Here is a 24,039-nt window from a genome sequence, read left to right on the forward strand (position 1 = left end):
TAAACCGTCGAGGGGTTACTTCGGCCCGAGAATTTTTATCAACTTATCTGGCGACGGCGCCCCTTGCTGTTGCTGCAAGCCGCCCTTGTCATCGAGGTAGAAAATCGCCGGCGTCGCCGACAACTCCAGCTCATCCATCAACTTCATATTGGCCTCGAGCTTGGCTTCAATCGCCGCCGGGATTTTGTCCAGCGCCTGCAACTTGCTGCCCTTGCCGGCGGCTTCGTGTTCTTGCAGGGCTTTTTGCGGGTCTGGGCTGGCCAGCAGGGCGGCGGATTTGCCTGGGCTGTCTTGGCGGATGATGCCGACCATGATGTGACGCAACTGCACCTTGCCGGCCTTGACCCAGGGCCGCGCCTGTTCCCAGAACATGTTGCAGTACGGGCAGTTGGGGTCGCTGAACAGGTAGACCGTGCGCGGCGCGTTGGTGTCGCCGTCCTGGATCCAGCTGCTTTTTTCCATCTTCGCCCAGACTTCCTTGGCCATCGGCGCGTACACCAATTGTTCCAGGGGCGCGCTGCTCAGGTCATTGCCCTGGGCGTCGTACAGGGTGCCGGCGAGCACGCTTTTGCCGTCGGCGCTCAGGTACAGCGCCATGCCGCGGTTCTGGTACTGCGCGGCGTAGCCGGTGAGGCCGCTGGGGGCGTCGAACTTGCCGAGGATCTTGGCGCCCTTGGCTTCGATCTGTTTGATCGGGGCCGGCCAGTCTTCGGCCTGGGCCAGGGTGGCGGCCATGCTCAGTGATAACAGGGTCAGCAGGTGGCGGAGGCGGGGCATGTCGGTTTCCTTGTAGGGGGCGTGACGGCGGGGGCGGTGTCGAAGGGTTCCATGGCACGGGCCAGGCTGGCCTGGGACAGTTCACCGAGGTGGCTGTTGATCAGGCGTCCATCGGCTTGGTAGAACAGCGTGGTCGGCAAGGCCATGGAGCCCACGGCCTGGCCGAGGCGGCCGCTGGCGTCGAACAAGACGTTGTCCAGGGTCAGGCCTTGGGTTGCCAGGTAAGTGCTGACGCTTTGCATGCTTTCGGCCTGGTTGACGAACAGGAACGTCACGTCGGGGCGTTGGCGTTGGGCGCGTTCCAGTACTGGCATTTCCCTACGGCACGGCGGGCACCACGTGGCCCACAGGTTGATCACCAGCGGGCCGCCCTGGTAATCGCCCAGTTGCACCACCTCGCCGTTGGCGTTGCGCAGGGTGATGTCCGGCAGGCGCGAGCCCTTGTCATACAGGCTCAGCGACAGGCTGGTCATGCCCCAGAACAGCAGGCCGGTGATGACCCCGGCACTCAACGGTTTGCGCAGGGCCGGGCGGCGCCAGCCATACAGCAGCGCGCCGAGGATCAGTGCAATGACGCCGGGCCAGGCGAGAAAGCCGCCGTCGCGCAGGTCGACGATCTGCAGTGGATCGTTGCGGTAGTAACTCCAGTACATCAGCACAAAGCTGACGCGGGCCGTCAACATGCCCAGCAGGAACAGGCTGAACAGCACCGACTCCGGGTTCTCCCCGCCACGCTTGGCCACGCGCCAGCCCACCAGAGTGGCGAGAATCAGCGCGCCGATCAGCAGGATGTGATTCAGGGCGATGGCGAAGGTGCCGATGGTCAGGGTCAGCATCAGCGGGCATCCCGCGTCTGGGTCCAGCGTTGCAGGAACGTATCGGCATCGACTTCGCCGGTAATGCGTCGGGCGCGGCGTTCTTCACCGTCCGGGCCGATCCATACGAAGCTCGGTGGCCCCGGCACTTTGTAGCGTTCGAGCAGTGCGCGGCTGGCGGCGTTGTCGGCGGTGACGTCCAGGCGCAGCAGGCGCACGTCTTTCAAGGCGTCCATTACGTGGGGTTTGCCGAACACCTGTTTTTCCATGATCTTGCATGACACGCACCAGTCGGCGTAGTAATCCACCAGCACCCATTGGCCCTGGGCCTTGGCGCTGTCGAGCTGGCTTTGCAGCACGGCCGGGTCGTTGATCGTCATGAACGCATCGTGGGCACTCGGCGCGCCGCTGATCCGCGAGCCGCTGTAGACCTTCAGCGGTTGCCACACATCGTCGCTGCCACCTGCCGCACCGACCAGCAGCAAGCCGCCCCACAACCCGAGCACCACGGAAACGGCGCCGGACAGCATGGCGACCCGCCCGAAATCCTGGGCCAGGCGCCAGCCGCAATAGGCCATGGCCATGGCCAGCGCACCCCACAGGCCGAGCCACAGGTTTTCCCCGACCACCGGGCGGATCATCAACACGGCGGTGGCCAGGAACAGGAAGCCGAACACGCCCTTGAGCACGTTCATCCAGGTGCCCGGCTTGGGCAGGAAGCGGTTGCCCACGGTCACCAGCAGCAACAGAGGCACGCCAATACCGATGCCCATGGCGAACAGGATCAGCCCGCCGTGCAGGGCGTTGCCGCTCTGGGCGATGTAGAGCAGGGCGCCGGCCAGGGGCGCGGTCATACAGGGGCCGACCAGCAGGCCGGACAGCGCGCCGAGCACTCCGGCGCCGATCAGGCTGCCGCCGCTCTGGTTGCGGCTGACGTTGTCGAGGCGATCGCGCAGGGCCACCGGCAGTTGCAGTTCAAAAAAGCCGAACATCGGCAGGGCCAGGATCACGAACAAGGCCGCGAAGCTGCCGAGTATCCACGGGGTTTGCAGCAGCGCCGCCAGGTTGCTGCCGAGCAGCGCGGCCAGTACGCCCAGCGCGGCATACACCAGCGCCATGCACACCACGTAGCTGCCGGCCAACGCAAAACCGCGACGCGGGTTGGCCCCGCTGCCGACCACCAGGCCGGCGAGGATCGGCAACATCGGCAACGAACACGGGGCAAACGCCAGCAACAGGCCCAGGCCGAAGAACACCAGCAGGCTCCACCCCAGGCTGCGCTGCTGCAGGCCGCTGGCCAGGCTCTGGTCCTGGGCTTGTGCGGTGGCGGCGACGGCCGGGTTGCCGCCCAGGTCCACGGTCATCGACTGTGGCGGGTAACACAGGCCGGCATCGGCACAGCCCTGCCAGCCCAGCTTGACCTGGCCGGTCGTCCCCGCCGGAATCTTCACTTCGAGGCCTTGGCGGTATACTTGCTGTTCGCCGAAGAACTCATCGCTATGGGCTTCACCCTCGGGCAGCGCGGGTTTTTCGGCGAGGCCGTCGAACTTCATGCGTTGTTGGTACAGGTAATAACCATCGGCTATCTGCCAGAACAGCTGGGTTTCGCCGGACTCCAGGCGTTCGGACGTCAAGGTGAAGGCCTTGCCCACCGGGAGGAAGTCGGGTTTGGTCTCGAACGGGTTACCCGGCGCAGCCTGGGCGAATCCCGCGAACAACATCAGCAGTAAGGTAAATAGATGCCGCATGGTCAAGCCTTAGTTCGATGCAAGTGAGGCACACAATGTGTGGCGTTGATTAACCGATGATTAACCGGACGCTATTCTAGAGCGTAGGGATTATCTGATGTTGCGAACTTTGCCGGCATAATGCGCGCTTAATCGATCTGTCTTCTAATCCCCCGCATCTTTCATGAAGGGTTCAGCATGCACGTACTGGTCTGTGAAGACGACGAACTGATCGCCAGCGGCATCGTGGCCGGCCTCGGCGCCCAGGGCTTTACCGTCGAGCGCGTGGCCACCGCCGCCGCCGCGCGGGCGATGCTCAAGGCTGCCGAATTCGACATCATGGTGCTCGACCTCGGGCTGCCCGACGAAGACGGCCTCAAGTTGCTGCAACAACAGCGCAGCCAGGGCCTGGAAATTCCGGTGCTGATCCTCACCGCGCGGGATTCGGTGACCAACCGCGTCGACGGCCTGCAAGCCGGCGCCGATGATTACCTGCTCAAGCCCTTCGACCTGCGCGAACTCGCCGCGCGCCTGCAAACCTTGCTGCGGCGCGTGGCCGGGCGCAGCGTCAACCTGATCGAACACGGCCGCCTCAGTTACGACCCGAGCAGCCGCGAAACCCTGCTGGCCGGGCAGCCCGTGGACCTTTCCCGCCGTGAACAAGCGCTGTTGCAGGCGCTGCTGCACAACAAGGGCCGCGTGCTCTCCAGCGAACAGCTCAAAGACAGCGTCTACGGTTTCAACGACGAACTGGAAAGCAACGCCCTCAACGTGCATATCCACCATCTGCGGCGCAAATTGGGCAACGGCATCGTCGAAACGGTGCGTGGCCTGGGCTACCGCCTGGGGCCGGCGGATGGTGGAGAGAGCGCTTCGTGATGAGCCTGCGCCTGCGCCTGACCTTCAAGCTCGGTGCCGCTTTTGTGTTGATCTGGGCGCTGGCGGCGGCCTGGATGCTCAACGATCTGCGCAACCAGATGATGTTCTCCCTCGACCAGCGCCTGGTCGCGTCGGCGCGTATGGTCGCCGGTTTGATGGAGCAGATGCCGGGCCTGGCGAGCAGCGCCGAGGGCAAGCACTTCAGCGCCGAGCAACTGAACGTGCCGGGCGGCATGGCCTGTCAGGTCAGTTCCTTGCGCGGCGAAGTGTTGGCGCGCAGCCACACCACGCCGGACCAGGGGCTGGAATCCCATCGCAGCGGTTTTCGCGACCAGATCATCGACGGCGCGGCGTGGCGCAGCTTCACCCTGGCCCGTGGCGATCTGTTCATTACCACCGCCGACCGCCAGGTGGAGCGCGAGGCGTTGAACCTGTCGATCCTGCTGGCGGCCTCGGTGCCGGTCGGCGTGGCGTTGTTGGGCTGCCTGTGCCTGCTGTGGCTGGGGATCGGCCAAAGCCTGCAGCCGCTCAATCGCATGCGCGATGCATTGATGCGGCGCAGCGCCGATTCCCTCGAACCGTTGCAGATCCACCCGCTGCCCAGCGAGCTGAAACCGCTGCTCGACACCCAGAACCAGCTGTTGCAGCGCATTGCCAAGACCATCGAGCGCGAACGCCGCCTCACCGGCGACGCCGCCCACGAACTGCGCAGCCCGCTGACTGCGATCAAGACCCACCTGCAAGTGGCGCGCATGACCGACGGCGCGGCCCGCGACCAGTCCCTGGCCCATGCCGAGGAGGGCGCCGACCGCCTGCACCGCACCCTCGAGCAATTGCTGTTGCTGGCACGGGTGGAGGGCAGCCTGTCGTTCGACGACGGCGTGCAGTCGAGTGCCGAGCAAGTCGCACGGCTGGCGATCCAGGATGCCAACGCCGGCGACAACCAGCGCATCGACCTGATCCTGCCGGACGACCTCAGCGATACCCCGCTGGAAATGCCGGTGGGCCTGGCCGTCGCGGCCCTGCGCAACCTGCTGGACAACGCCCTGCGCCACACCCCGGCCGATACCCGGGTGGAGCTGAGTGTGTTGATGGCCGGCGATCAGGTGGTGTTCCGCGTGCGCGACCACGGCAAACAGATCGCCAGCGAAGACCTGCAATACCTGACCCAGCGCTTCTGGCGCAACGGCAACAGCGAGGGCTGCGGCCTGGGCCTGGCGATTGTGCAGGCGATCGTCCAGCGCTGCTCCTGCTTGTTGACGTTCGACAGCCAGCCGGATGGCCTGCGGGTCGATCTGGGCATGCCGCTGCGGCGCTGACCCGCGTTCTTTCGTGTGCCAAATAGTTACCGCCCGCCTGACGTTCAACCCTTCAGGATGGCGGTCATTGTTTTGCGCTTGAACGGGCCGAATGACTCGGCCTGTACCGAAAAGGACGCTTCTTATGTTGGTCATCGATACCAGTTTTCCCGCCAAGGACTTCAACGCACGCAACGGCGAGCCCGTGGCGCAAGTGGTCCTGCATTACACCGCCGCGCCCTTTATGTCATCCCTGCACACCCTGACGCGACACGGCGTCAGCGCGCACTATCTGCTGCCTGATCCGGCCGAGCCCGGCTACCGCGCCGCCGGTTACGACGAGTTGCGCGTGTTCCGCCTGGTGGATGAGAGCCAGCGCGCCTGGCATGCCGGGGCGAGCCACTGGGGTGGGCGGGACAACCTCAACAGCCGCGCGATCGGCATCGAGGTCGTCAACCTGGCGCGGGATGAGGGCGGGGTGTTTACCTTTCCTGCGTACCCTCGGGAGCAGGTGGAGGTATTGATTGAATTGCTGCGCGACATTCTCGCGCGTTACCCGCACATCGGCCCGAGCGACATCCTCGGGCATTCGGATGTGGCGTACTGGCGCAAGAGCGATCCGGGGCCGCGCTTGCCTTGGCGCGGCCTGTTCGAGGCGGGCGTGGGGGCCTGGTTCGATGAAGCAACGCGGGCGATGTATCAGCGCCGCTTTTGTGTCGGGTTACCGCCCGAGGTGGAAGTGGAGCGGGCGTTTCAGCGCTACGGGTATAAACCGGCGCAGAATCGCCAGGCGTTCGAACTGCGGACCCGCGCGTTTCAAATGCACTTTCGGCCCAGGGATTACGGCGGGGCCCTGGATGCTGAGACGTGTGCGATTTTGTATGCGCTGAATGACAAGTATCGGGGCCTTTGACAGCGAGCGCGGCTCAATTGGCGGCGCTTGATCCGTCCGTTAACCGCCACAACACCTAAATCCATTCGACGCTGGTGCGTTTCCACAACAGGCAATCCGCGCGCAGGCCCTTGGGCCAGACGCCAACGGATCGGCAGTTTGGTCACCATCACCCGCGTATCGAGGGATCCAGAGATGTCAGTCGCTACCAGCCAAATCGCAGACGCTCGGGTGCAGGTCAGCCCGGCGCCCGTGGAAACGCTCTACCAGTTCGACGAAAGCCCGCTGCTGGCACGCCAGCGTCAGCAGGAGTCCAACGCCCGCAGCTACCCGCGGCGCATCCCTTTGGCACTCAAGCGCGCCAAGGGCATCTACGTGGAAGACGTGGAAGGCCGCCGTTTCATCGACTGCCTGGCCGGCGCGGGTACCTTGGCGTTGGGGCATAACCACCCGGTGGTGATCGCCGCCATCCAGCAGGTGTTGAGCGACGAACTGCCGTTGCACACCCTCGACCTGACCACCCCGGTCAAGGATCAATTCGTGCAAGACCTGTTCGGCCTGTTGCCGGCCGCGTTGGCGCAGGAGGCGAAAATCCAGTTCTGCGGCCCCACCGGCACTGACGCGGTGGAGGCCGCGTTGAAGCTGGTACGCACCGCCACGGGGCGTAGCACGGTGTTGTCGTTCCAGGGCGGTTATCACGGCATGAGCCAGGGCGCGCTGAGCTTGATGGGCAGCCTGGGGCCGAAGAAACCCTTGGGCGCCTTGCTCGGCAATGGCGTGCAATTCCTGCCGTTCCCCTACGATTACCGCTGCCCGTTCGGCCTGGGCGGCGCGCAAGGCGTGCGGGTCAACCTGCATTATCTGGAAAACCTGCTCAACGACCCGGAAGCCGGGGTGCTGTTGCCGGCGGCGGTGATTGTCGAAGTGGTGCAGGGCGAGGGTGGCGTGATCCCGGCGGACCTCGACTGGCTGCGCGGCCTGCGGCGGATTACCGAGCAGGCGGGTGTGGCGTTGATCGTCGATGAAATCCAGAGCGGTTTCGCGCGCACCGGCAAGATGTTCGCCTTCGAACACGCGGGCATCATTCCGGATGTGGTGGTGATGTCCAAGGCCATCGGCGGCAGCCTGCCGTTGGCGGTGGTGGTGTACCGCGACTGGCTCGACACCTGGTTGCCGGGCGCCCATGCTGGCACCTTCCGTGGCAATCAGATGGCGATGGCGGCAGGGTCGGCGGTGATGCGCTACCTCAAGGAGCACGACCTGGCCGGCCATGCGGCGGCGATGGGCGAGCGCCTGGCGGAGCAGTTGCGCATCCTGCAGCGCGACTTTGCGCAATTGGGCGATATTCGCGGGCGCGGTCTGATGCTCGGCGTGGAACTGGTGGACCCGAACGGCGCGCCGGATATCCAGGGCCACCCGCCGGTCCACCGCCAACTGGCGCCGCTGGTGCAGCGTGAATGCCTCAAGCGCGGCCTGATTCTGGAACTGGGCGGCCGCCATGGCAGCGTGGTGCGCTTCCTGCCGCCGTTGGTGATCAGCGCCGCCCAGATCGACCAGGTCGCCGAGATCTTCGGGCGTGCCCTGGCTGCGGCGGTCGCCAGCCTCTAATTTTTTACCCGCCTGGTACGTTCCTACAGATATCAGCGCTGCGCGTGGTGCGCAGCCGGCCTTTGAGCGATGGAGAACAGCAATGACCTCAGTATTCGACCGCGACGACATCCTGTTTCAGGTAGTGGTCAACCATGAAGAACAGTATTCGATCTGGCCCGACTACAAGGCCGTGCCGGAAGGCTGGCGCACCGTGGGCAAGAGCGGCATGAAGAAGGAGTGCCTGGCCTACATCGAAGAGGTCTGGACCGACATGCGTCCGTTGAGCCTGCGCCAGAAAATGGACGGCACCGCGCTGGCTTGAGCCCGCGACACTGACATCAGCGAAGATCCAATGTGGGGCTCGACCGCTTGCTCCCACATTGACCCTCAGGACTCAGGCGTTCTTGTCTTTCTCCAGCCCGCCCGACGCGCCGGTCACCACTTGCACACTCAGGCGCGGCGTGGCCAGGTCCAGCCCAGCCTCGTCCAGATGACGTTTCAGCGACAGGTTGAACGCCCGCGACACCTCCCATTGCTTGATCGGCGCAGTCTTGAAGCGCGCCCGCAGAATCGCGCTGCCCGACTCGAAACTTTCCACGCCCTGAATCTCCAGCGGTGACCAGATATTGCGGCGTTGCAGCGGGTCGTTGCGCATTTTCTGGCCGACGTCGCGCATCAACTTGATCGCATCGTCGATTTCCATGTTGTAGGGGATCGCTACCCGGAAGATCGCGTAGCCGAACTCACGGGAGTAGTTCTTGATGCTCTTGATCTCGCTGAACGGGATGGTATGCACGATGCCGTCGATGTCGCGCAGGCGCACAGTACGGATGGTCAGGCCCTCGACCGTGCCGAGGTGGCCGCCGACGTCGACGTAGTCGTCGATGGCCAGGGAGTCTTCGATGATGATGAACAGGCCGGTGATCAAGTCCGCCACCAGCGACTGCGCGCCAAAACCGATGGCCAGGCCGATCACACCGGCACCGGCCAGCAGCGGCGTGACGTTCATGCCCATGTTGGCCAGGGCGACGATGGCGGCAATGATGAAGATGGTCACGAACAGCACGTTGCGGATTAGCGGCATCATGGTCTGCGCACGGGCGTTGGCCAGGCCTTTGCGCGAACGGGTGAGGGCGTGATGGATCGCGGTGTCGCTGAGAATCCAGATCAGCCAGGCAAACAGCAGCGTGCCGCCGAGGCCGAACAGCTTGACGCTGATTTCATGGCCGTCGCCTTCGGTGAAGCGGATCAGCGACAGGCCCCAGACCCGTAGCCCCAGCTCGATAAACGTCAGCCACACCAGCAGGTGGGCGAGGGTGTAGACGAAACTCTTCAAGCGCTCGGAGTACAGCGCATGGCGCTTGTGCCCGCGTTGCGGCTTGAGGGCATGGCGGCGTACCAGGCCGTTGATCACCATGCACAGCACCAGCAACACCGTGCAGAGCAGCGACTGGCGCAAGGCGGTGCTGGTGTCGCCGGCGGAGACGAAGGTGGCGAACAGTGAAATGCCGACCAACAGCAGGGCCGGGATGTACCAGAAGGTGCCGATGATTTCGATCGTGTCGCTGAGGGCGCGGCGGGTCAGGCGGCGGGACAGCGGCTGGTTGCGGATCAGGTGCGCAATCGGCCGGCGGAAGCGCAGGATGAACACGCCGGTGGACAACGCGGCCATCACATTGGCGACGGTTGCCGCCGTGTGCGCCAGGTGCTGGCCCAGCGCAGCGACCAGCCTGGGGTCGCCCAGGGCTTCGCCAAAGGCGGCGAAACTGCCGATCCACCACAGCGGCCGGAACGCCTGGCGCCGCAGGATATACAACGCGTGACGGCGATGGGGGCCGTCCAGCACGGAGAATGCGATCACGCAGATCGCCGAGAAACAGGTGCCAACCACCAGCGCATACGCCAGCACCATCGCCAGGGATTTGCCCAGGGACGAGGGCAGCGCGTAACTCAGGTACACGGTGATCACCAGCGCGATCAGCCACGGCCCCAGTTTGCGCAGGGCGAAGCGCAGCAAGTCCCAGGTGCGCGGGTGTTGCGGCAGTTCTTCGGTCAGGCCGAAGCGTTCGCGCACCCGGTGGCTGAGCCAGATCAGCGCGGCGGCCAGCAGGCTCCACACGGCGAGGATCAGGGCAAAACCGAAGATGATCGGCAGCCATTCGCTGGCCGGCAGCATCAAGGCCTTGAGTTCATCCGAGGCCATGTCCACTTCGTCGGACCAGCGTCCCAGTGGGCTGTCGGCGCCGGAAAACTGCTGCTCAAGGCCGGACAGCGTGCTGCCGATCAGCCCGAGCACGCCTTGTTCGGCGGCCGGCTGGGCCTTTTGCGTGGTCTGGCGCAGCTTTTTCAGGTCGTTCAGCAACTGGGTGCGTTGCTGGTCGTTTTCCAGAGTCTTGATCACCTCGTCCAGCGACTGCCCCAGCGGCAGCTCGGCCTGGGGTTGCGGCTTGCTGGTGCCACCCAGCAGCCCGGGCAAACCCACGGCCTGGGCCGGGGCGAGCGGGAGCAGGGTGAGCAGGGCGATCAGCAAACAGCAGGGCAGGGCAAGCAGACGGGAAAGCACGAGGCGGTCAACCTTGAAAACGACGAATTGACCGAGTGTACGAGGCCCCTATGCCCAATGCGAGTGCATTTGTTATTCAGCGAGTTTAGCGAGGATCTTGTAAACCACGGTGCCCAGAATCAACAGCATGCCGATCCACATGCCGAACACGCCGAGGGGCTTGTCACGAAAGTTGAAGCCGACCGCGAGCATGATCATGCCGATCAGGATAGGGATGAGCATGGCGTGGAAGGAGGACATGGTGATCATGAGGCGATGGCCTTCTCAGAGTGGGAATACTGACAAGTCTAGGTGGGATTGCGGGAAATGCAGGTGATATAGATCAGGTCCACGCGAAGCCAAATGTGGGAGGGGGCTTGCTCCTCCCACATGTTTAACTGCATTCGGCCTTTGGATCAGGGCAGATCGCGGCTTGCGTAGAACGCGCCGAGCACTTTCACCAGATGTGCCAGGTCATGGCTGCCGCACAGTTCGCGAATGGAGTGCATGGCGAACGTCGGCAAACCGATGTCGACGGTCCGCACGCCCAGGTGGCTGGCAGTGATCGGGCCGATGGTCGAGCCACAGCCCATGTCGCTGCGCACCACAAAGCTCTGCACCGGGACTTCCTCGGCCATGCACAGGTGGCGGAAGAAACCGGCGGTTTCGCTGTTGGTGGCGTAGCGCTGGTTGCTGTTGACCTTGATCACCGGGCCGGCATTGAGTTTCGGGCCGTGGTTGGCGTCATGCTTGTCGGCATAGTTCGGGTGGACGCCGTGGGCATTGTCGGCCGATACCAGCAGCGATTTCTGAATGGTGCGGACAAATTCATCACCTTCGGGCAGCAGGCGGCGCAGGGTCTGCTCGAGCATCGGGCCATCGGCACCGCAGGCCGAGCAGGAGCCGACTTCTTCGTGGTCGTTGCACACCAGCACGCAGGTTTCATCGGTCTCGCTGGTGAGCAAGGCTTGCAGGCCGGCGTAGCACGACAGCAGGTTGTCCAGGCGGGCGCCGGCGATGAAGTCGCCATTGAGGCCGATCACGGCGGCGCTTTGGGTGTCGTAGAAGCTCAGCTCGTAATCGAGCACCACATCGGCGTTCAGCCCGTGCTCGCGAGCCAACTGCTCGGTGAGCACGGCGCGGAAGTCCACGCGCTCGTCGCCGGCGAACTGCGCGAGGATCGGCGGCAGTTCGGTCTGGGCATTGATCGCCCAGCCCTGGTTGGCTTCACGGTTCAGGTGGATCGCCAGGTTGGGGATGATGGCAATCGGCAGCTTGAAGTCGATCAGCTGGCTTTCGACCTTGCCGTCGCGGCGGAAGGTCACGCGGCCGGCCAGGGACAGGTCGCGGTCGAACCACGGCGCCAGTAACGCGCCGCCGTAGACTTCGACGCCCAGTTGCCAGAAACCCTGGCGTTGCAGCTCGGGTTGCGGCTTGACCCGCAGGCACGGGCTGTCGGTGTGGGCGCCGACCAAGCGGATACCGCCCTGCAGCGGCGAGTGGCGGCCGAGCTTGAAGGCGATGATCGATGAGTCGTTGCGGGTCACGTAATAGCGCCCGTTGGCTTCGGTGGTCCAGGTGTCGCGCTCGTCGAGACGCTGGTAACCGGCCGCTTCGAGGCGTTGGGCCAGGGCCGCAGTGGCATGAAAAGGAGTAGGGGAGGCCTTGAGGAAGTCGATCAGGCCTTGATTCAACGCTTCGCGCATAAATAGCTCCAGACAGCAATGCGCGGAGTTTACCGTTCGATGGCGAGAAGTGCACAGCACAAATGTGGGAGGGGGCTTGCCCCCGATGGCGGAGTGTCAGTCACTGCATTTGTTCACTGACCCACTGCAATCCCCTCCCACATTTGACGGTGTTTACAGCTTTAGAAGGGCGCCGGGCACTCGAAGCGCAGCCGCTCGCCGCTTTGCGGGTGGGTGAAGCTCAGCATGCTCGCGTGCAGGCACAGGCGCGGCCAGGCGGCCAGGGCTTGTTCATGGGCGTACAAGCCGTCGCCGAGCAGCGGGTGGCCGATGGAAAGCATGTGTACCCGCAACTGGTGCGAGCGCCCGGTGATCGGCGTCAGCTCGACGCGGCACCAGTCACCGCAACGCTCCAGCACCTTCCAGAAGGTCAGCGCATGCTTGCCGAACTCGTGGTCGACCACATGGCGTGGCTTGGTCGGCGGATCGTAGCGCAGGGGCAGGTCGATGCTGCCGCTGTCCAGTTCCGGTTGACCCCAGGCCAGGGCGGTGTAGGCCTTTTCGGTTTCGCGGTCATGAAACTGGCGGGACAGTTCGCGGTGGGTGTCGGCGTCCCGCGCGAGCAGGATGATCCCGGAAGTTTCCCAATCCAGGCGATGGACGATTCGGGCCGCTGGGTAGCCGTTTTCCTGCAGACGGGTGATCAGGCAGTCCTTGTTGTCGTCGGCGCGGCCGGGCACCGAGAGCAGCAGAGTCGGCTTGTTCACCACCAGGACGGCGGCGTCCTGGTAGAGGATATGGATGTTGGACAACGGCATTAAACAGCCTCGTAACAAACGCCAACGGCGGCTCGATCACCCGGCTCCCGCAAAGGGATCAAGGTGACGGAGCCGCCGTGGCGACCGCCCTTTCGATCAACGATCGGGCAGGGTGATATTGAGTTCCAGAATCGAGCAGCTGCCGTCGTTTTCCAGGGCGACATGTACGTCGTCGTTACCGATATTGACGTACTTGCGGATCACTTCGACCAGTTCCTTCTGCAAGGCTGGCAGGTAGTCCGGGGTGCTGCGTTGGCCGCGTTCGTGCGCCACGATGATCTGTAGACGCTCTTTCGCTACCGACGCGGTACTTGGCTTTTTGTTGGCGCGAAAGAAGTCGAGAAATTTCATTGTTTAGTTGCCTCCAAAGATACGCTCGAAGAATCCCTTCTTCTTGACATCGAGGAAGCGGTGTTCCACGGTCTTGCCCAGTAAGCGATCAACCGCGTCGCTGTACGCCTGGCCGGCGTCGCTCTGGTCGTCCAGAATCACCGGGACGCCCTGGTTGGAGGCCTTCAGCACCGCCTGGGACTCGGGAATGACACCCAGCAGGGTCACTGCGAGGATCTCTTTGACGTCTTCAACGCCGAGCATCTCGCCATTGCTGACGCGCTCAGGGTTGTAGCGGGTGAGCAGCAGGTGCTCCTTGATCGGGTCTTCGCCTTTTTCGGCGCGCTGGGACTTGCTGGCCAGCAGGCCGAGCATGCGGTCCGAGTCACGTACCGAGGAGACTTCCGGGTTGGTCACCACGATGGCTTCGTCGGCGAAGTACATCGCCAGGTGAGCACCGGTTTCGATACCGGCCGGGGAGTCGCACACCACGTATTCGAAGGTTTCCTTCAGTTCAGCGAGGACTTTGCCTACGCCTTCCTTGGTGAGCGCATCTTTGTCGCGGGTCTGGCTGGCGGCCAGTACGTACAGGTTCTCAAGGCGCTTGTCCTTGATCAGGGCCTGTTGCAGGTTGGCTTCACCGTTGACCACGTTGACGAAGTCGTACACCACGCGGCGTTCGCAGCCCATGATCAGGTCGAGGTTACGCAAACCGACGTCGAAGTCGACGATGACTGTCTTGTGGCCGCGCAGAGCGAGGCCGGTACCGATAGCGGCGCTGGTGGTGGTCTTACCCACACCACCCTTGCCGGATGTAACCACGAGAATCTTGGCCAAGGTGTTTCACCCCTAAGGAAAAAGGACTTTTCAGCCCCCGAAAAACATCTCTTGGAGCTCGCTGCAGGCGGACAGCCTTTGTAGGGAAAAGAGGTGGTTTCCGCGTGGAAACGCCAACTTCAAACTAGTCCTACGCAAGTCTTGCCGGTTTCGCTGTGCTATCAGAGTCTAGAGATGCTTGGAAAATGCGGCAGTATCCGTTAAAGACGGATGATGTTCAACACATCGCCCGACAGGCTGACTTGTACCGCGGCGCCCCACAGCGGATCGCGGCGCAAATCTTCGGAAACCTTGTACTGACCCGCGATCGAAACGAGTTCAGCGGTCAACTGCTGGCAAAAAATACGTGCCTTGGTATCACCCTTGATGCCGGCGAGGGCACGTCCGCGCATGGGGCCGTATACATGGATGTTGCCATCGGCCAGAAGTTCCGCGCCCGGACTGACCGACGAGATCACCACCAGGTCGCCGCCCTGGGCGTAAATCTGCTGCCCGCCGCGCACGGGGGAGGTGATGATCTTGGTCGGCTTGACCGTCGGCTCCGGCGGTTTTTCCGGTTTTTTCTTCACTTCACCGGCCAGCGGATCGAGTGGGCGCTCGCGGGCACCGGACGGTGGCAGTACTGGCAGTTCAATAGCGATGGCGGCGGCAATGTCTTCGATACGGCTGGCACGAATCGCCAGGGTGCGCAGGCCATGGGAGCGGCACACGCGCATCAGGCCCGGCAGGTCGATTGCGCCTTGGCCGGCTGGCAGCTTGTCCAGGGCCAGCACCAGCGGCGCGTTGTTGAAAAAGTTCGGTGCCAGGGCGACCTTGGCGGCGAGCTGGCGGTCCAGGGCGTCGAGGTCATTGCGGGCCAATTCCAGCACGGTAATGGCGAGCATGCTGCCTTTCAGCTGGAACACGGGATCTTGGTCTAGCGGTTCGGTTTGGCTCATGGTCGGCAAAAGCGGCTTGTCACGAAAAGTGTCGAGACTTATAACGAGAACAACCACTGGCCGCAAGCCGAGTCGAACCGTTGTAGAATGCGCGGCCCTTGTCTTTACCGGAATCTGTAATGGATCGCCCGCGTTTTCGAGCTGTATTTTTTCACCCGCGATTTTGGCTGCTATGGCTGGGACTCGGCCTGTTGTGGCTGGTCACTCAATTGCCATACCGCGCGCTGCTGACCATTGGTCGCCTGCTGGGCGCGGGCATGTACCGCGTGGCCGGCGAACGTCGCCGCATCGCCGCGCGCAACCTGGAACTGTGCTTCCCGGAAAAGTCCGCGCAAGAGCGTAAACATTTGCTCAAGGAAAACTTCGCCTCCACCGGCATCGCCTTCTTTGAAATGGCCATGAGTTGGTGGTGGTCGCGCCAGCGCCTGGCGCGGCTGGCCCACGTCGAAGGCCTGGAGCACCTCAAGCAGGCTCAGTTGGACGGCAAGGGCGTGATCCTCATGGCCCTGCATTTCACCACCCTGGAAATCGGCGCGGCCCTGCTCGGGCAAAAACACACGATCGACGGCATGTACCGCGAGCACGGCAACCCGCTGTTCGACTTTATCCAACGCCGTGGCCGCGAGCGCCACAACCTCGACTCCCTGGCCGTGGAGCGTGAAGACGTGCGCGGCATGCTCAAGCTGCTGCGCGCCGGCCGCGCCATCTGGTACGCGCCGGACCAGGACTACGGCGCCAAGCAAAGTATCTTCGTGCCGCTGTTCGGCATCCAGGCCGCCACCGTGACCGCTACCAGCAAGTTCGCCCGCCTGGGCAAGGCGCTGGTGGTGCCGTTTACCCAGGAGCGCCTGGCCGACGGCAGCGGTTATCGCCTGGTGATCCACCCGCCGTTGAGCGATTTCCCCGGCGAAACCGATGAGATCGATTGCCTGCGCATCAACCAGTGGGTCGAGACCTCGGTGCGCGAATGCCCCGAGCAATACCTGTGGACCCATCGCCGCTTCAAGAGCCGGCCGCCGGGTGAGCCCAAGTTGTACGAAAAACGCCGTCGGTAAGACCCGCCTTTCTCTACATGGAGTGACGCAATGCGCCCAGCTGAACCGGTTACAGGCTTGATTCTTTCCGGCGGCGGGGCGCGTGCGGCGTATCAGGTGGGGGTACTGGCGGCGATTGCCGAGTTGCTGCCGCCGGGCGCGGCCAATCCGTTTCCGGTGATCGTCGGCACATCGGCCGGCGCGATCAACGCGGTGAGCCTGGCCAGCGGCGCCATGGACTTCAGCGCGGCGATCGAGCGTCTGACGGCGTTCTGGCAGGGCTTTCGCAGCCACCTGGTGCTGCGCAGCGATTGGCCGGGGGTGATTCACCAGGCCGCTCGTTTCTGTTTCCACAGCCTGCTCGGCCTGGGCGCCCAGGTCCCGGTGGCGCTGCTCAACAGCGCGCCGCTGCGGGACCTGCTGCACGAGATGCTGCACCTGGATGGCATCGACCAGGCCATCCGCGAAAAACACCTGAAGGCGGTGGCGGTCACGGCCTTCGGTTACGAGTCCGGGCAAGCAGTGACCTTTTACCAGGGCGGCGGCACCATCGATGCCTGGCTGCGCCATCGACGTATCGGTGTGCCCAGCCGGCTCACGGTCGAACACCTGTTGGCCAGTTCGGCGATCCCCTTGCTGTTTGCTCCGGTGAAGCTCGACCAGGAGTATTTCGGCGATGGCGCGGTGCGGCAATCGGCCCCCATCAGCCCGGCCTTGCACCTGGGCGCCAGCCGCGTGCTGGTGGTGGGTGTCAGCGGCAACCCGCGCGGCGTCGAGCATGAACACGCCTCGCAGCGCGCCTACACCGGCCAGCAGCCGACCCTGGCGCAGATCGGTGGGCACATGCTCAACAGCACGTTCATTGACAGCCTGGAAAGCGATATCGAGTTGCTGGAGCGCTTGAACCAGTTCAGCCATTTTCAGCCCGCCGACAGCGCGGCCCGGGGCCTGGCGCCGGTGGATGTGCTGGTGATTGCGCCGAGTCAGCCGATCGATGAAATCGCGGCGCGGCATCGGCAGGAATTGCCCGCGGCGTTGCGCCTGTTTCTGCGCGGGCCGGGTGCGACCAAGACCAGCGGGGCGGGGGTGCTCAGTTACTTGCTGTTCGAGGCGGGGTATTGCAGCGAGTTGATCGAGTTGGGGCGCAGTGATGCGCTGGCCAAGCGCGAGGAGATAACCCGGTTTTTGGGGCTGTCCCCTAGCTGAATTTGGGAGCAGGCACGCCAGCTCCCCCATCAGGCCCGCGGTGTGGTCAGAAGTGGTACTTGACCAAAAAGCTCGCGGTATCCTGGTTGGTCTTGAACGCGCCGGAATCTTCGATCCCATACTTGTTCTTCCAGTAGTCGTATTCAAAACCGACGTACAGCTGTTTCTCGCCCCAGTTCAACGCCTTGCCCAGGTCATATTTGACTTGTGGGTTGAAGTGCAGGTTGGCGTGATAAGTGCCACGGGCGTTCTTGTCGTTGTCGACCACCCAATCCATATAGCCGTCGATCAGGATGTTGGAGTTGCCCACGGGAAGGGTGTACGACCACACCGGGGTGATCTGCCACACACCGTCGCCCGGGCGATTGCCTTCGGTCTGGCGCTGGTAGAAGTTCAACTGGAAGTAGTCGAAACCAGGGATGTTCAGGTCGAAGCCCGGGCCCAGCAGGTACGATTCGTTATCGCCTTCGCCGAACTCATAAGTGAATGCCAGCAATACATCTTTGATCGGTCCGAAGGACAAGTCCTTGTCGAAAATCTTGCCGAACGATAGACGCGGGCTGAACTCGCCGTAGTAAGTACTGGGGCCGACGTTGCCGTCTTCCTTGCCGTTGTAAAAGATGCGGTCGAGGAAAAAGAAGTTGTCGCCGTACTTCCACGCATCGGCGTGTTCAAACGTGACGGTCTGTTGGATCTGCGGGTTGACGGTGAAGTTTTTGCCCCACAGGTACGTCAGGCTGTTGTTCTGCCACTGCAACAAGTCGCCGGCAACGGCTTGGCCGCCCGCCAGCAGGGTTGCCGCCAGCATCAGGCCTTTGAACATAGGTTTCATTCGGTTGCTCCCGAGTTAAAGTTTTATGGTTTTTCTTCTAAGCAGGCGCTCTGGTGTGGCGCCTTTTGGTTCGCTGAAAAAAATCGTCTGTTCGGTCAGCTTTAATGCTTTTAGCAAGAGCTGCGCCAAGGTGTAAAAAAAGCCAAAAAAATCCCCGTCGGCTGCAGCGGCTGCAGTCGAATTCAGAGGGCTTTTGCGCACTTGGGCCGCCGCCCGCAGGCCGGGATAAGTTGGCCTTGCAGTCAGCTTTTACATTCGCTGTTTTTTTTTCAGTCGATTCGAGCGGGCGCGGAGAATACTGGCTCCAAAGCCTTGGCTCAAGTGCGCTGTTAGAGCGCGCGTGGGGCGAGAATGGGGCACGGCTTGTGGCCGTCCCCAGGTCAAAGGTGTACATGTGGGCGTTCCCTGTTCGTTATTGTTTTTGTTGTGACGAAGGAATCAATGAGTGTGGGCGACGGCGGGTCGTTCAGAACCGCCCACATTGGGATCTGTGTGAGTCAGTCAGTTCGTGCGGGCGCCCTGGTTGATCCAGGTGCCGATCAGATCGCGTTCCTGCTGGGTCATCTGGGTGATGTTGCCCAACGGCATGATCTGGCTCGCCACGGCCTGCGCCTGAATGCGCGCGGCCTGTTGCTGGATCTGCGTCGGCGTGTCGAACATCACCCCCGCCGGTGCGGTGCTGAACAGCGGGCTGGTGGGCTTGGCCGAATGGCACACGGCGCAGCGTGCCTGGATCACCCCATGCACCTTGTCGAAGTCGACCGTCGCCTGGGCCGGCACGGGTGCCGCAGCGGGGGCGGCCGGTGCGACGGGTTTCTCGCCGCCGCCCAATGCGGTCTCCGGCAACGGCTGGTACTCGATGGCCGCCGGTGCCTTGGCCACTTCGGCGATCGGCTTGGGCCCGGTGACATACGCCAGGCAAATCATCGCCAACGCGCCCACCGGCAAGGTCCAGGCATATTTCTGGCTGTTGTGCCGGGTGTTGAAATAATGCCGCACCAACACCGCCGCCACCGCGATCCCCGCCAGGATCAGCCAGTTGTAGTGGCTGCCGTAGGTGCTCGGGAAGTGGTTGCTGATCATGATGAACAGCACCGGCAAGGTGAAGTAGTTGTTGTGCCGTGAACGCAGCAAGCCCTTGGCCGGCAGGGCCGGGTCCGGCGTGCGCTGCTCCGCGATCGCCGCCACCAGCGCGCGTTGTGCCGGCATGATGATGCGGAACACGTTGCCCACCATGATGGTGCCGATGATCGCCCCCACATGCAGGTACGCGCCCCGGCCGCTGAACACTGTGCTGAAGCCGTATGCCGCCGCGATCAACAGCACGAACAGGATCAAGCCGAGCAGCGCCGGGCGTTTGCCCAGGGCCGAGTCGCAGAGAAAGGAGTAGATGAACCAGCCGGCGAACAGTGAGCCGATGCCCAGCAACACGCCTTCGGTGCCGCTCAGGCTGCTGCCGGGGGCGAGCAGGTACAGCGTCGGGTTGAGGTAGAACACCACGCACAGCAGCGCGACGCCCGACATCCAGGTGAAATAGGCTTCCCATTTGAACCAGTGCAGGTTGTCCGGCATGGTCGGCGGGGCCAGTTTGTATTTTTCCAGGTGGTAGATACCGCCACCGTGGATCGCCCACAAGTCACCGGACAGGCCGTCCTTGGGGTTGACGCGGTTGAGGTTGTTTTCCAGCCAGACGAAGTAAAACGACGCGCCGATCCAGGCCACGCCAGTGATCATATGAACCCAGCGCACGCTGAGGTTCAGCCATTCCAACAGATGTGCTTCCACAGTCTTTACCTCTCGCCTGTCACCCTTGTTGTCGGGTGATCCGGCCTTCTCTTATTGGTGGGGGGCGAGGATCAACCGCTCATCCTCTTTGAAAAAATGCTCATCGCAGTTATTGCCTGTGCCACTGCGATCAACCACCAGGAAGTCATCCCGCTTTTCGATCGTCAGCACCGGGTGGTGCCAGACGCCGCGATGGTAATTAATGCCCTGCCTGCCGTTGGTGACGAAGGCGCGGACCAAGCCTGATACAGGTGCATCGCCAAGTGGCGCGACCACGATCAGAAAGGGGTTGCCGAGCAGCGGAATGAAGGCTTGGCTGCCCAGCGGGTGTCGCTCCAGCATGCACACGGTCAGCGGCATTTCCAGCGCGTCGGCGCGGAAGATGCTGATGATGGCGTGGTCTTGCGGCTGGGCGGTTTCCACCGTTGCCAGCTTGTGAAAACGCATGGTCGACCCGTTGTTGATCATGAAGTGCTCGCTGCCGTCGGTTTCGATCACGTCTCCGAAGGGGGCGAAGGCTTCTTTGGTCAGGGGTTCGATCATCAGTGTGCGCATGGCTGGCTTCTTAATCTGTTGGGTTATTGATGGACCGTTGTAGGAGCAAGCTTGCTCGCGAAGGTCGTCAACGATAACGCGTGCATCCTGAATGAACGCGGTGTCCTTGAGTTTTTCGCGAGCAAGCTCGCTCCTACAGGTTCAGCATGACTTGGCGACCTTGCCCAGGACGCGCAGGCGACTCACACCGCCATCCGGGAACACGTTCAGGCGGATGTGGGTGATCGGCCCCAGCGCCTTGATCTGCTCGGCGAAGGTGTGTTCGGCGTGCATTTCCAGCTTCTGCGCCGGCAGCAGTTCGCGCCAGAACAGCGATTGGGTTTCGATCTGGCTGTCGGTGCCGCCTTTCACGAACGCGGCCTGGATCGAGCAGGTGTCCGGGTAGTTGCCCTTGAAGTGCAGGGTGTCGACGATGACTTTCTCGATCTCGCCCGCATGCCCGAGCGCGACGATCACCCAGTCATTGCCTGGCGTGCGACGCCGCGCGGTTTCCCAGCCGTCACCCATGTTGACGCCACGGCCGGGGTTGAGGAGGTTGCCCATGCGGCCGAAGTGTTCGTCGGAACAGGCCAGGGCTCGACCGCCGTTCAACGCCGCCGCCAGGTCGACCTGTTCGTTGTCGCCCACTGCGGACCAGTCGCGGAACGGCACACCGTACACGCGCAGACGGGCCACGCCGCCATCCGGGTAGATGTTGAAGCGCAGGTGGCTGAAGGCCTGGTCGTGGTTGATCGCGTGGTAATGGTGGCTGTTGCCTTGCAGCTCGACGGCCGACAGCACTTCCACCCACTGGGTGCTGTCATCCGGCTCGCCCGAGGCGAGGAAGCAGGCTTCCAGGGAGGCCGACGGCGGGAAGTTGCCGGTGAAGAATGAAGTGTCGATGTCCACGCCCTTGATCGAACCGGGTGCGCCCAGGCGGATCACCGCGCTGTCGTAGCCTTCGAAGCGCTTGCGGCGCGACTCCCAGCCGTCCATCCACTTGCCGTTGTCATCGAAAACGCCCTCCTTCCACACCGCCGGGGTCGGCTGGAACAGGCGGTTGGCGTCGGCGAACCAGTCATCGGTCACCGAGATGATTTTGGTGCCGAGGCGGGCGTCGGCCAGGTTGACGAACTTTTCGAAAGGTACGGGTTGCGCTTTCATTCTTCTTGTCTGCCTTGGATAGAGTGGCTGGGGATGGTCGTTTAGAGGGTCAGTAAGCGGAACAACGCGATCTTGTTGATCTCGTCCAGCGCGCACTTGAACTCGGTGTCGACCGGGTGGTGGATGCGCGTTTCGAACGCTTTGATGATCTGATGCCGGTTGCTGCCTTTTACCGCCATGATGAAGGGAAACTTGAACTTGGCCTTGTAGGCCTCATTCAGCTCGGTGAAGCGTGAGAACTCTTCGGCCGTGCATTGGTGAATACCGGCGCCGGCTTGTTCATGAGTGCTGGCTTCGGTCAGTTGGCCCTGGACGGCTGCACGGCCTGCCAGGTCCGGGTGAGCGTTGATCAGCGCCAGTTGCGTGGCGTGATCGGCGCTGAGCAGGATATCGCGCATGCGCTGGTGCAGGGTTTCGATCTCGTCGAGCGAAGCGTCCTGCCCCAGGTCGAAGGCCTTTTCGGCCACCCATGGCGAATGTTCGTAGATGTCGGCAAAGGCGCTGATGAATGCATCGCGGCTCAAGGTCGACGGTTTGACGGTCTGGAACCTGGTCATTGTGCTGCACCCTTATAAGGGTGAGTGGCGTGCCAGTGGCGGGCAATGTCGACCCGGCGGGTGAACCACACCTGTTCATGGCCCTTGGCGTATTCGATAAAGCGCTTCAACGCCGCGAGGCGCGCCGGGCGGCCGATCAGGCGGCAGTGCAGGCCGATGGAAAGCATCTTCGGCGCGTCGGCGCCTTCGGCGTAGAGCACGTCGAAAGCGTCTTTGAGGTACTCGAAAAAGTCATCGCCCTTGTTGAAGCCTTGCACCTGGGTGAAGCGCATGTCGTTGGTGTCCAGGGTGTAAGGGATCACCAGGTGCGGCTTGCCGGTGGGGTTGTTGGGTTCCCAGTAGGGCAGGTCGTCGTCGTAGGTGTCGCAGTCGTAGAGGAAGCCGCCTTCCTCCATCACCAGGCGCCGCGTATTCGGACCGGTGCGGCCGGTGTACCAGCCCAGCGGGCGTTCGCCGGTCAGTTCGGTGAGGATGCGGATGGCTTCGAGCATATGCTCGCGCTCCTGGGCCTCGTCCATGTACTGGTAGTCGATCCAGCGGTAGCCGTGGCTGCAGATTTCATGGCCGGCGGCGACCATCGCGCGGATCACGTCCGGGTGGCGCTGGGCGGCCATGGCCACGGCGAAGACGGTCAGCGGGATATCGAATGCTTTAAACAATTTGAGGATGCGCCACACGCCGGCACGGCTGCCGTATTCGTACAGCGACTCCATGCTCATGTTGCGCTCGCCTTGCAGCGGCTGGGCCGAGACCATTTCGGAAAGGAAGGCTTCGGACTCTTTGTCACCGTGCAAGATATTGCGCTCGCCGCCTTCTTCGTAGTTGAGTACAAAAGACAACGCAATGCGTGCCTTGCCCGGCCAGTGGGGGTGAGGAGGGTTACTGCCGTAACCGATCAGGTCGCGTGGGTAGTCAGCGCTCACTGCAGTCTTCCTTCTTGTGCGTGGTAGCGGTGGGTGTGGCGGCCGGGCAGTGAAAAGACTGAGTGGCGTCACAGCGATGAGTGATTGTATACAACTTATTCGCCACTTTGTAAGCCCGGATTTCTGCATTTTTTCCGCAACGCTCACCTTCAAGGGTGTAGCAAGAAACTTGCCTGACTGGTCAGCTAATGGACAAAAGGTCGTTTAAAAGCAAGGATGACTCATGAATCGGCCGGTCGCGCCAGGCCAGTGGAAGGATCGCAAGGTTTGTGATTTTTATTGTGTACAATTTTTTTGAAAAGTGTCTTAATCGTCCCGCACCAGCTTTTTCGCTGCCCTGAAAAAGTGCGGCACTCATTTCTACTGACCTCGGGAGGCGCGTACACGCCATGGGACGTTTGACCACACACGTTTTGGACGCCGCTCACGGCTGTCCCGGCAGCAGCATCACGGTTGAGCTGTACCGCGTCGACGGCGCGCAACTGGAACTGGTCGCCACTGCCGTCACCAACAGCGACGGCCGCTGCGACGCACCGTTGCTGCAAGGCGACGCCTACCGCAGCGGTGTGTACCAACTGCAATTCAGCGCCGGCGACTATTACCGGGCGCGTGGCGTGCAATTGCCGGAGCCGGCGTTCCTCGACGTGGTGGTGCTGCGCTTCGGCATCAGCGCCGAACAGGAGCACTACCATGTGCCGCTGTTGATTTCGCCTTATAGCTATTCCACCTATCGCGGTAGCTGAGCATCATCCCCTCGACGCTCTTCGTTGGTTTTTTTGCCCGCCCACACTGCGGGCTTTTTTATGCCGCTTGCGCATGCAACTATCTAGCGCCTTTTGCCCTGCGGCGCTGCCTAGGCTGGGTGTTTTCCTCATG

General features: G+C 62.7%; 25 protein-coding genes. 8 read left to right on the forward strand and 17 right to left on the reverse strand.

Features of this window, described 5'->3' with window-relative positions:
* Positions 1-15: 15 nt before the first annotated feature.
* From dsbG to dsbD, 3 genes are read right to left on the reverse strand one after another with little or no spacing between them, the layout of a single operon-like run.
* Complete coding sequence (gene dsbG / locus ACVWZP_RS29625) at positions 16-777, reverse strand: thiol:disulfide interchange protein DsbG (RefSeq protein WP_046382545.1); 762 nt, start codon at positions 775-777, stop codon at positions 16-18.
* A complete protein-coding gene (locus ACVWZP_RS29630; RefSeq protein WP_046382546.1) occupies positions 753-1,613 on the reverse strand; it encodes a TlpA disulfide reductase family protein in 861 nt (286 codons plus the stop codon). The genes dsbG and ACVWZP_RS29630 overlap by 25 nt, the downstream gene beginning before the upstream one ends.
* Complete coding sequence (gene dsbD / locus ACVWZP_RS29635; RefSeq protein ID WP_128192343.1) at positions 1,613-3,340, reverse strand: protein-disulfide reductase DsbD; 1,728 nt, start codon at positions 3,338-3,340, stop codon at positions 1,613-1,615. Before dsbD ends, ACVWZP_RS29630 begins: the two co-directional genes overlap by 1 nt.
* Positions 3,341-3,517: 177 nt before the next feature.
* Between dsbD and ACVWZP_RS29640 the strand changes: the two genes are divergently transcribed.
* From ACVWZP_RS29640 to ACVWZP_RS29660, 5 genes are all read left to right on the forward strand, one after another.
* Entirely contained in the window at positions 3,518-4,198 is a 681-nt protein-coding gene (locus ACVWZP_RS29640; RefSeq protein WP_046382548.1) for a response regulator, read from the forward strand.
* A complete protein-coding gene (locus ACVWZP_RS29645; RefSeq protein ID WP_457370359.1) occupies positions 4,198-5,517 on the forward strand; it encodes an ATP-binding protein in 1,320 nt (439 codons plus the stop codon). Before ACVWZP_RS29640 ends, ACVWZP_RS29645 begins: the two co-directional genes overlap by 1 nt.
* 124 nt (positions 5,518-5,641) lie before the next feature.
* Entirely contained in the window at positions 5,642-6,409 is a 768-nt protein-coding gene (locus ACVWZP_RS29650; protein ID WP_046382550.1) for an N-acetylmuramoyl-L-alanine amidase, read from the forward strand.
* 174 nt (positions 6,410-6,583) lie between these two features.
* Positions 6,584-7,996 carry an aspartate aminotransferase family protein gene (locus ACVWZP_RS29655; RefSeq protein ID WP_046382551.1) on the forward strand — a complete coding sequence of 471 codons (1,413 nt, stop codon included), beginning with the start codon at positions 6,584-6,586 and terminating at the stop codon, positions 7,994-7,996.
* Positions 7,997-8,078: 82 nt separating this feature from the next.
* Positions 8,079-8,300 (forward strand): MbtH family protein, encoded by a 222-nt coding sequence (locus ACVWZP_RS29660; RefSeq protein WP_017845810.1) that lies wholly within the window; start codon positions 8,079-8,081, stop codon positions 8,298-8,300.
* A gap of 72 nt (positions 8,301-8,372) precedes the next feature.
* On the opposite strand, the gene ACVWZP_RS29665 is transcribed toward ACVWZP_RS29660, so the two are convergent.
* The 7 genes from ACVWZP_RS29665 to minC all read right to left on the reverse strand — a co-directional run bounded on the left by ACVWZP_RS29665 (position 8,373) and on the right by minC (position 15,128).
* Positions 8,373-10,541, reverse strand: a complete 2,169-nt coding sequence (locus ACVWZP_RS29665; RefSeq protein ID WP_457370360.1) for a mechanosensitive ion channel family protein — start codon at positions 10,539-10,541, stop codon at positions 8,373-8,375.
* Positions 10,542-10,613: 72 nt separating this feature from the next.
* Positions 10,614-10,790, reverse strand: coding sequence for a hypothetical protein (locus tag ACVWZP_RS29670; protein WP_017845812.1), 177 nt, complete (start codon positions 10,788-10,790; stop codon positions 10,614-10,616).
* Positions 10,791-10,936: 146 nt separating this feature from the next.
* Positions 10,937-12,226 (reverse strand): M18 family aminopeptidase, encoded by a 1,290-nt coding sequence (locus ACVWZP_RS29675; RefSeq protein WP_046382553.1) that lies wholly within the window; start codon positions 12,224-12,226, stop codon positions 10,937-10,939.
* Positions 12,227-12,387: 161 nt separating this feature from the next.
* Complete coding sequence (locus tag ACVWZP_RS29680; RefSeq protein WP_457370361.1) at positions 12,388-13,023, reverse strand: RluA family pseudouridine synthase; 636 nt, start codon at positions 13,021-13,023, stop codon at positions 12,388-12,390.
* A 96-nt stretch (positions 13,024-13,119) separates the two neighbouring features.
* Positions 13,120-13,374, reverse strand: coding sequence for a cell division topological specificity factor MinE (minE, locus tag ACVWZP_RS29685; RefSeq protein ID WP_003175252.1), 255 nt, complete (start codon positions 13,372-13,374; stop codon positions 13,120-13,122).
* A gap of 3 nt (positions 13,375-13,377) precedes the next feature.
* Positions 13,378-14,190: a septum site-determining protein MinD gene (gene minD / locus ACVWZP_RS29690; protein ID WP_003209098.1), complete on the reverse strand. Its 813-nt coding sequence runs from the start codon at positions 14,188-14,190 to the stop codon at positions 13,378-13,380.
* Between the two features lie 200 nt (positions 14,191-14,390).
* Positions 14,391-15,128: a septum site-determining protein MinC gene (minC, locus tag ACVWZP_RS29695; protein ID WP_017845814.1), complete on the reverse strand. Its 738-nt coding sequence runs from the start codon at positions 15,126-15,128 to the stop codon at positions 14,391-14,393.
* A 119-nt stretch (positions 15,129-15,247) separates the two neighbouring features.
* Here minC and ACVWZP_RS29700 point away from each other — a divergent pair, with 119 nt between their 5' ends.
* Positions 15,248-16,183, forward strand: coding sequence for a lipid A biosynthesis lauroyl acyltransferase (locus ACVWZP_RS29700; protein WP_057003886.1), 936 nt, complete (start codon positions 15,248-15,250; stop codon positions 16,181-16,183).
* 30 nt (positions 16,184-16,213) lie between these two features.
* Positions 16,214-17,368 (forward strand): patatin-like phospholipase family protein, encoded by a 1,155-nt coding sequence (locus tag ACVWZP_RS29705; RefSeq protein WP_017845816.1) that lies wholly within the window; start codon positions 16,214-16,216, stop codon positions 17,366-17,368.
* Between the two features lie 46 nt (positions 17,369-17,414).
* Here ACVWZP_RS29705 and ACVWZP_RS29710 read toward each other — a convergent pair whose 3' ends face one another.
* The 7 genes from ACVWZP_RS29710 to puuE form a co-directional block, all read right to left on the reverse strand.
* Positions 17,415-18,200, reverse strand: coding sequence for an outer membrane protein OmpK (locus ACVWZP_RS29710; RefSeq protein ID WP_026139882.1), 786 nt, complete (start codon positions 18,198-18,200; stop codon positions 17,415-17,417).
* A 15-nt stretch (positions 18,201-18,215) separates the two neighbouring features.
* Positions 18,216-18,401 (reverse strand): hypothetical protein, encoded by a 186-nt coding sequence (locus ACVWZP_RS29715; RefSeq protein WP_128192346.1) that lies wholly within the window; start codon positions 18,399-18,401, stop codon positions 18,216-18,218.
* 300 nt (positions 18,402-18,701) lie between these two features.
* The gene (locus ACVWZP_RS29720) at positions 18,702-19,985 is read right to left on the reverse strand and encodes a urate hydroxylase PuuD (RefSeq protein ID WP_104902724.1); all 1,284 of its coding nucleotides are present in this window, start codon (positions 19,983-19,985) and stop codon (positions 18,702-18,704) included.
* 51 nt (positions 19,986-20,036) lie between these two features.
* Complete coding sequence (locus ACVWZP_RS29725) at positions 20,037-20,540, reverse strand: ureidoglycolate lyase (RefSeq protein WP_017845819.1); 504 nt, start codon at positions 20,538-20,540, stop codon at positions 20,037-20,039.
* A 141-nt stretch (positions 20,541-20,681) separates the two neighbouring features.
* On the reverse strand, positions 20,682-21,683 hold the full coding sequence (gene alc, locus ACVWZP_RS29730; protein ID WP_017845820.1) for an allantoicase: 1,002 nt from the start codon (positions 21,681-21,683) through the stop codon (positions 20,682-20,684).
* A gap of 41 nt (positions 21,684-21,724) precedes the next feature.
* Entirely contained in the window at positions 21,725-22,240 is a 516-nt protein-coding gene (gene uraD / locus ACVWZP_RS29735; RefSeq protein WP_017845821.1) for a 2-oxo-4-hydroxy-4-carboxy-5-ureidoimidazoline decarboxylase, read from the reverse strand.
* Positions 22,237-23,163 (reverse strand): allantoinase PuuE, encoded by a 927-nt coding sequence (gene puuE / locus ACVWZP_RS29740; RefSeq protein ID WP_017845822.1) that lies wholly within the window; start codon positions 23,161-23,163, stop codon positions 22,237-22,239. The genes uraD and puuE overlap by 4 nt, the downstream gene beginning before the upstream one ends.
* A gap of 389 nt (positions 23,164-23,552) precedes the next feature.
* On the opposite strand from puuE, the gene uraH reads away from it, so the two are divergent.
* Positions 23,553-23,906: a hydroxyisourate hydrolase gene (gene uraH / locus ACVWZP_RS29745; protein ID WP_017845823.1), complete on the forward strand. Its 354-nt coding sequence runs from the start codon at positions 23,553-23,555 to the stop codon at positions 23,904-23,906.
* The last annotated feature ends 133 nt before the right edge of the window (positions 23,907-24,039 follow it).

This window comes from Pseudomonas sp. TE36184 (assembly GCF_054060055.1).

Bases quoted from the DNA above. Each gene is read 5' to 3' on its own strand.
- dsbG (WP_046382545.1), bottom strand. From the start codon at position 777: ATGCCCCGCCTCCGCCACCTGCTGACCCTGTTATCACTGAGCATGGCC.
- ACVWZP_RS29630 (WP_046382546.1), bottom strand. From the start codon at position 1,613: ATGCTGACCCTGACCATCGGCACCTTCGCCATCGCCCTGAATCACATC.
- dsbD (WP_128192343.1), bottom strand. From the start codon at position 3,340: ATGCGGCATCTATTTACCTTACTGCTGATGTTGTTCGCGGGATTCGCC.
- ACVWZP_RS29640 (WP_046382548.1), top strand. From the start codon at position 3,518: ATGCACGTACTGGTCTGTGAAGACGACGAACTGATCGCCAGCGGCATC.
- ACVWZP_RS29645 (WP_457370359.1), top strand. From the start codon at position 4,198: ATGAGCCTGCGCCTGCGCCTGACCTTCAAGCTCGGTGCCGCTTTTGTG.
- ACVWZP_RS29650 (WP_046382550.1), top strand. From the start codon at position 5,642: ATGTTGGTCATCGATACCAGTTTTCCCGCCAAGGACTTCAACGCACGC.
- ACVWZP_RS29655 (WP_046382551.1), top strand. From the start codon at position 6,584: ATGTCAGTCGCTACCAGCCAAATCGCAGACGCTCGGGTGCAGGTCAGC.
- ACVWZP_RS29660 (WP_017845810.1), top strand. From the start codon at position 8,079: ATGACCTCAGTATTCGACCGCGACGACATCCTGTTTCAGGTAGTGGTC.
- ACVWZP_RS29670 (WP_017845812.1), bottom strand. From the start codon at position 10,790: ATGATCACCATGTCCTCCTTCCACGCCATGCTCATCCCTATCCTGATC.
- ACVWZP_RS29675 (WP_046382553.1), bottom strand. From the start codon at position 12,226: ATGCGCGAAGCGTTGAATCAAGGCCTGATCGACTTCCTCAAGGCCTCC.
- ACVWZP_RS29680 (WP_457370361.1), bottom strand. From the start codon at position 13,023: ATGCCGTTGTCCAACATCCATATCCTCTACCAGGACGCCGCCGTCCTG.
- minE (WP_003175252.1), bottom strand. From the start codon at position 13,374: ATGAAATTTCTCGACTTCTTTCGCGCCAACAAAAAGCCAAGTACCGCG.
- minC (WP_017845814.1), bottom strand. From the start codon at position 15,128: ATGAGCCAAACCGAACCGCTAGACCAAGATCCCGTGTTCCAGCTGAAA.
- ACVWZP_RS29700 (WP_057003886.1), top strand. From the start codon at position 15,248: ATGGATCGCCCGCGTTTTCGAGCTGTATTTTTTCACCCGCGATTTTGG.
- ACVWZP_RS29705 (WP_017845816.1), top strand. From the start codon at position 16,214: ATGCGCCCAGCTGAACCGGTTACAGGCTTGATTCTTTCCGGCGGCGGG.
- ACVWZP_RS29710 (WP_026139882.1), bottom strand. From the start codon at position 18,200: ATGAAACCTATGTTCAAAGGCCTGATGCTGGCGGCAACCCTGCTGGCG.
- ACVWZP_RS29725 (WP_017845819.1), bottom strand. From the start codon at position 20,540: ATGCGCACACTGATGATCGAACCCCTGACCAAAGAAGCCTTCGCCCCC.
- alc (WP_017845820.1), bottom strand. From the start codon at position 21,683: ATGAAAGCGCAACCCGTACCTTTCGAAAAGTTCGTCAACCTGGCCGAC.
- uraD (WP_017845821.1), bottom strand. From the start codon at position 22,240: ATGACCAGGTTCCAGACCGTCAAACCGTCGACCTTGAGCCGCGATGCA.
- uraH (WP_017845823.1), top strand. From the start codon at position 23,553: ATGGGACGTTTGACCACACACGTTTTGGACGCCGCTCACGGCTGTCCC.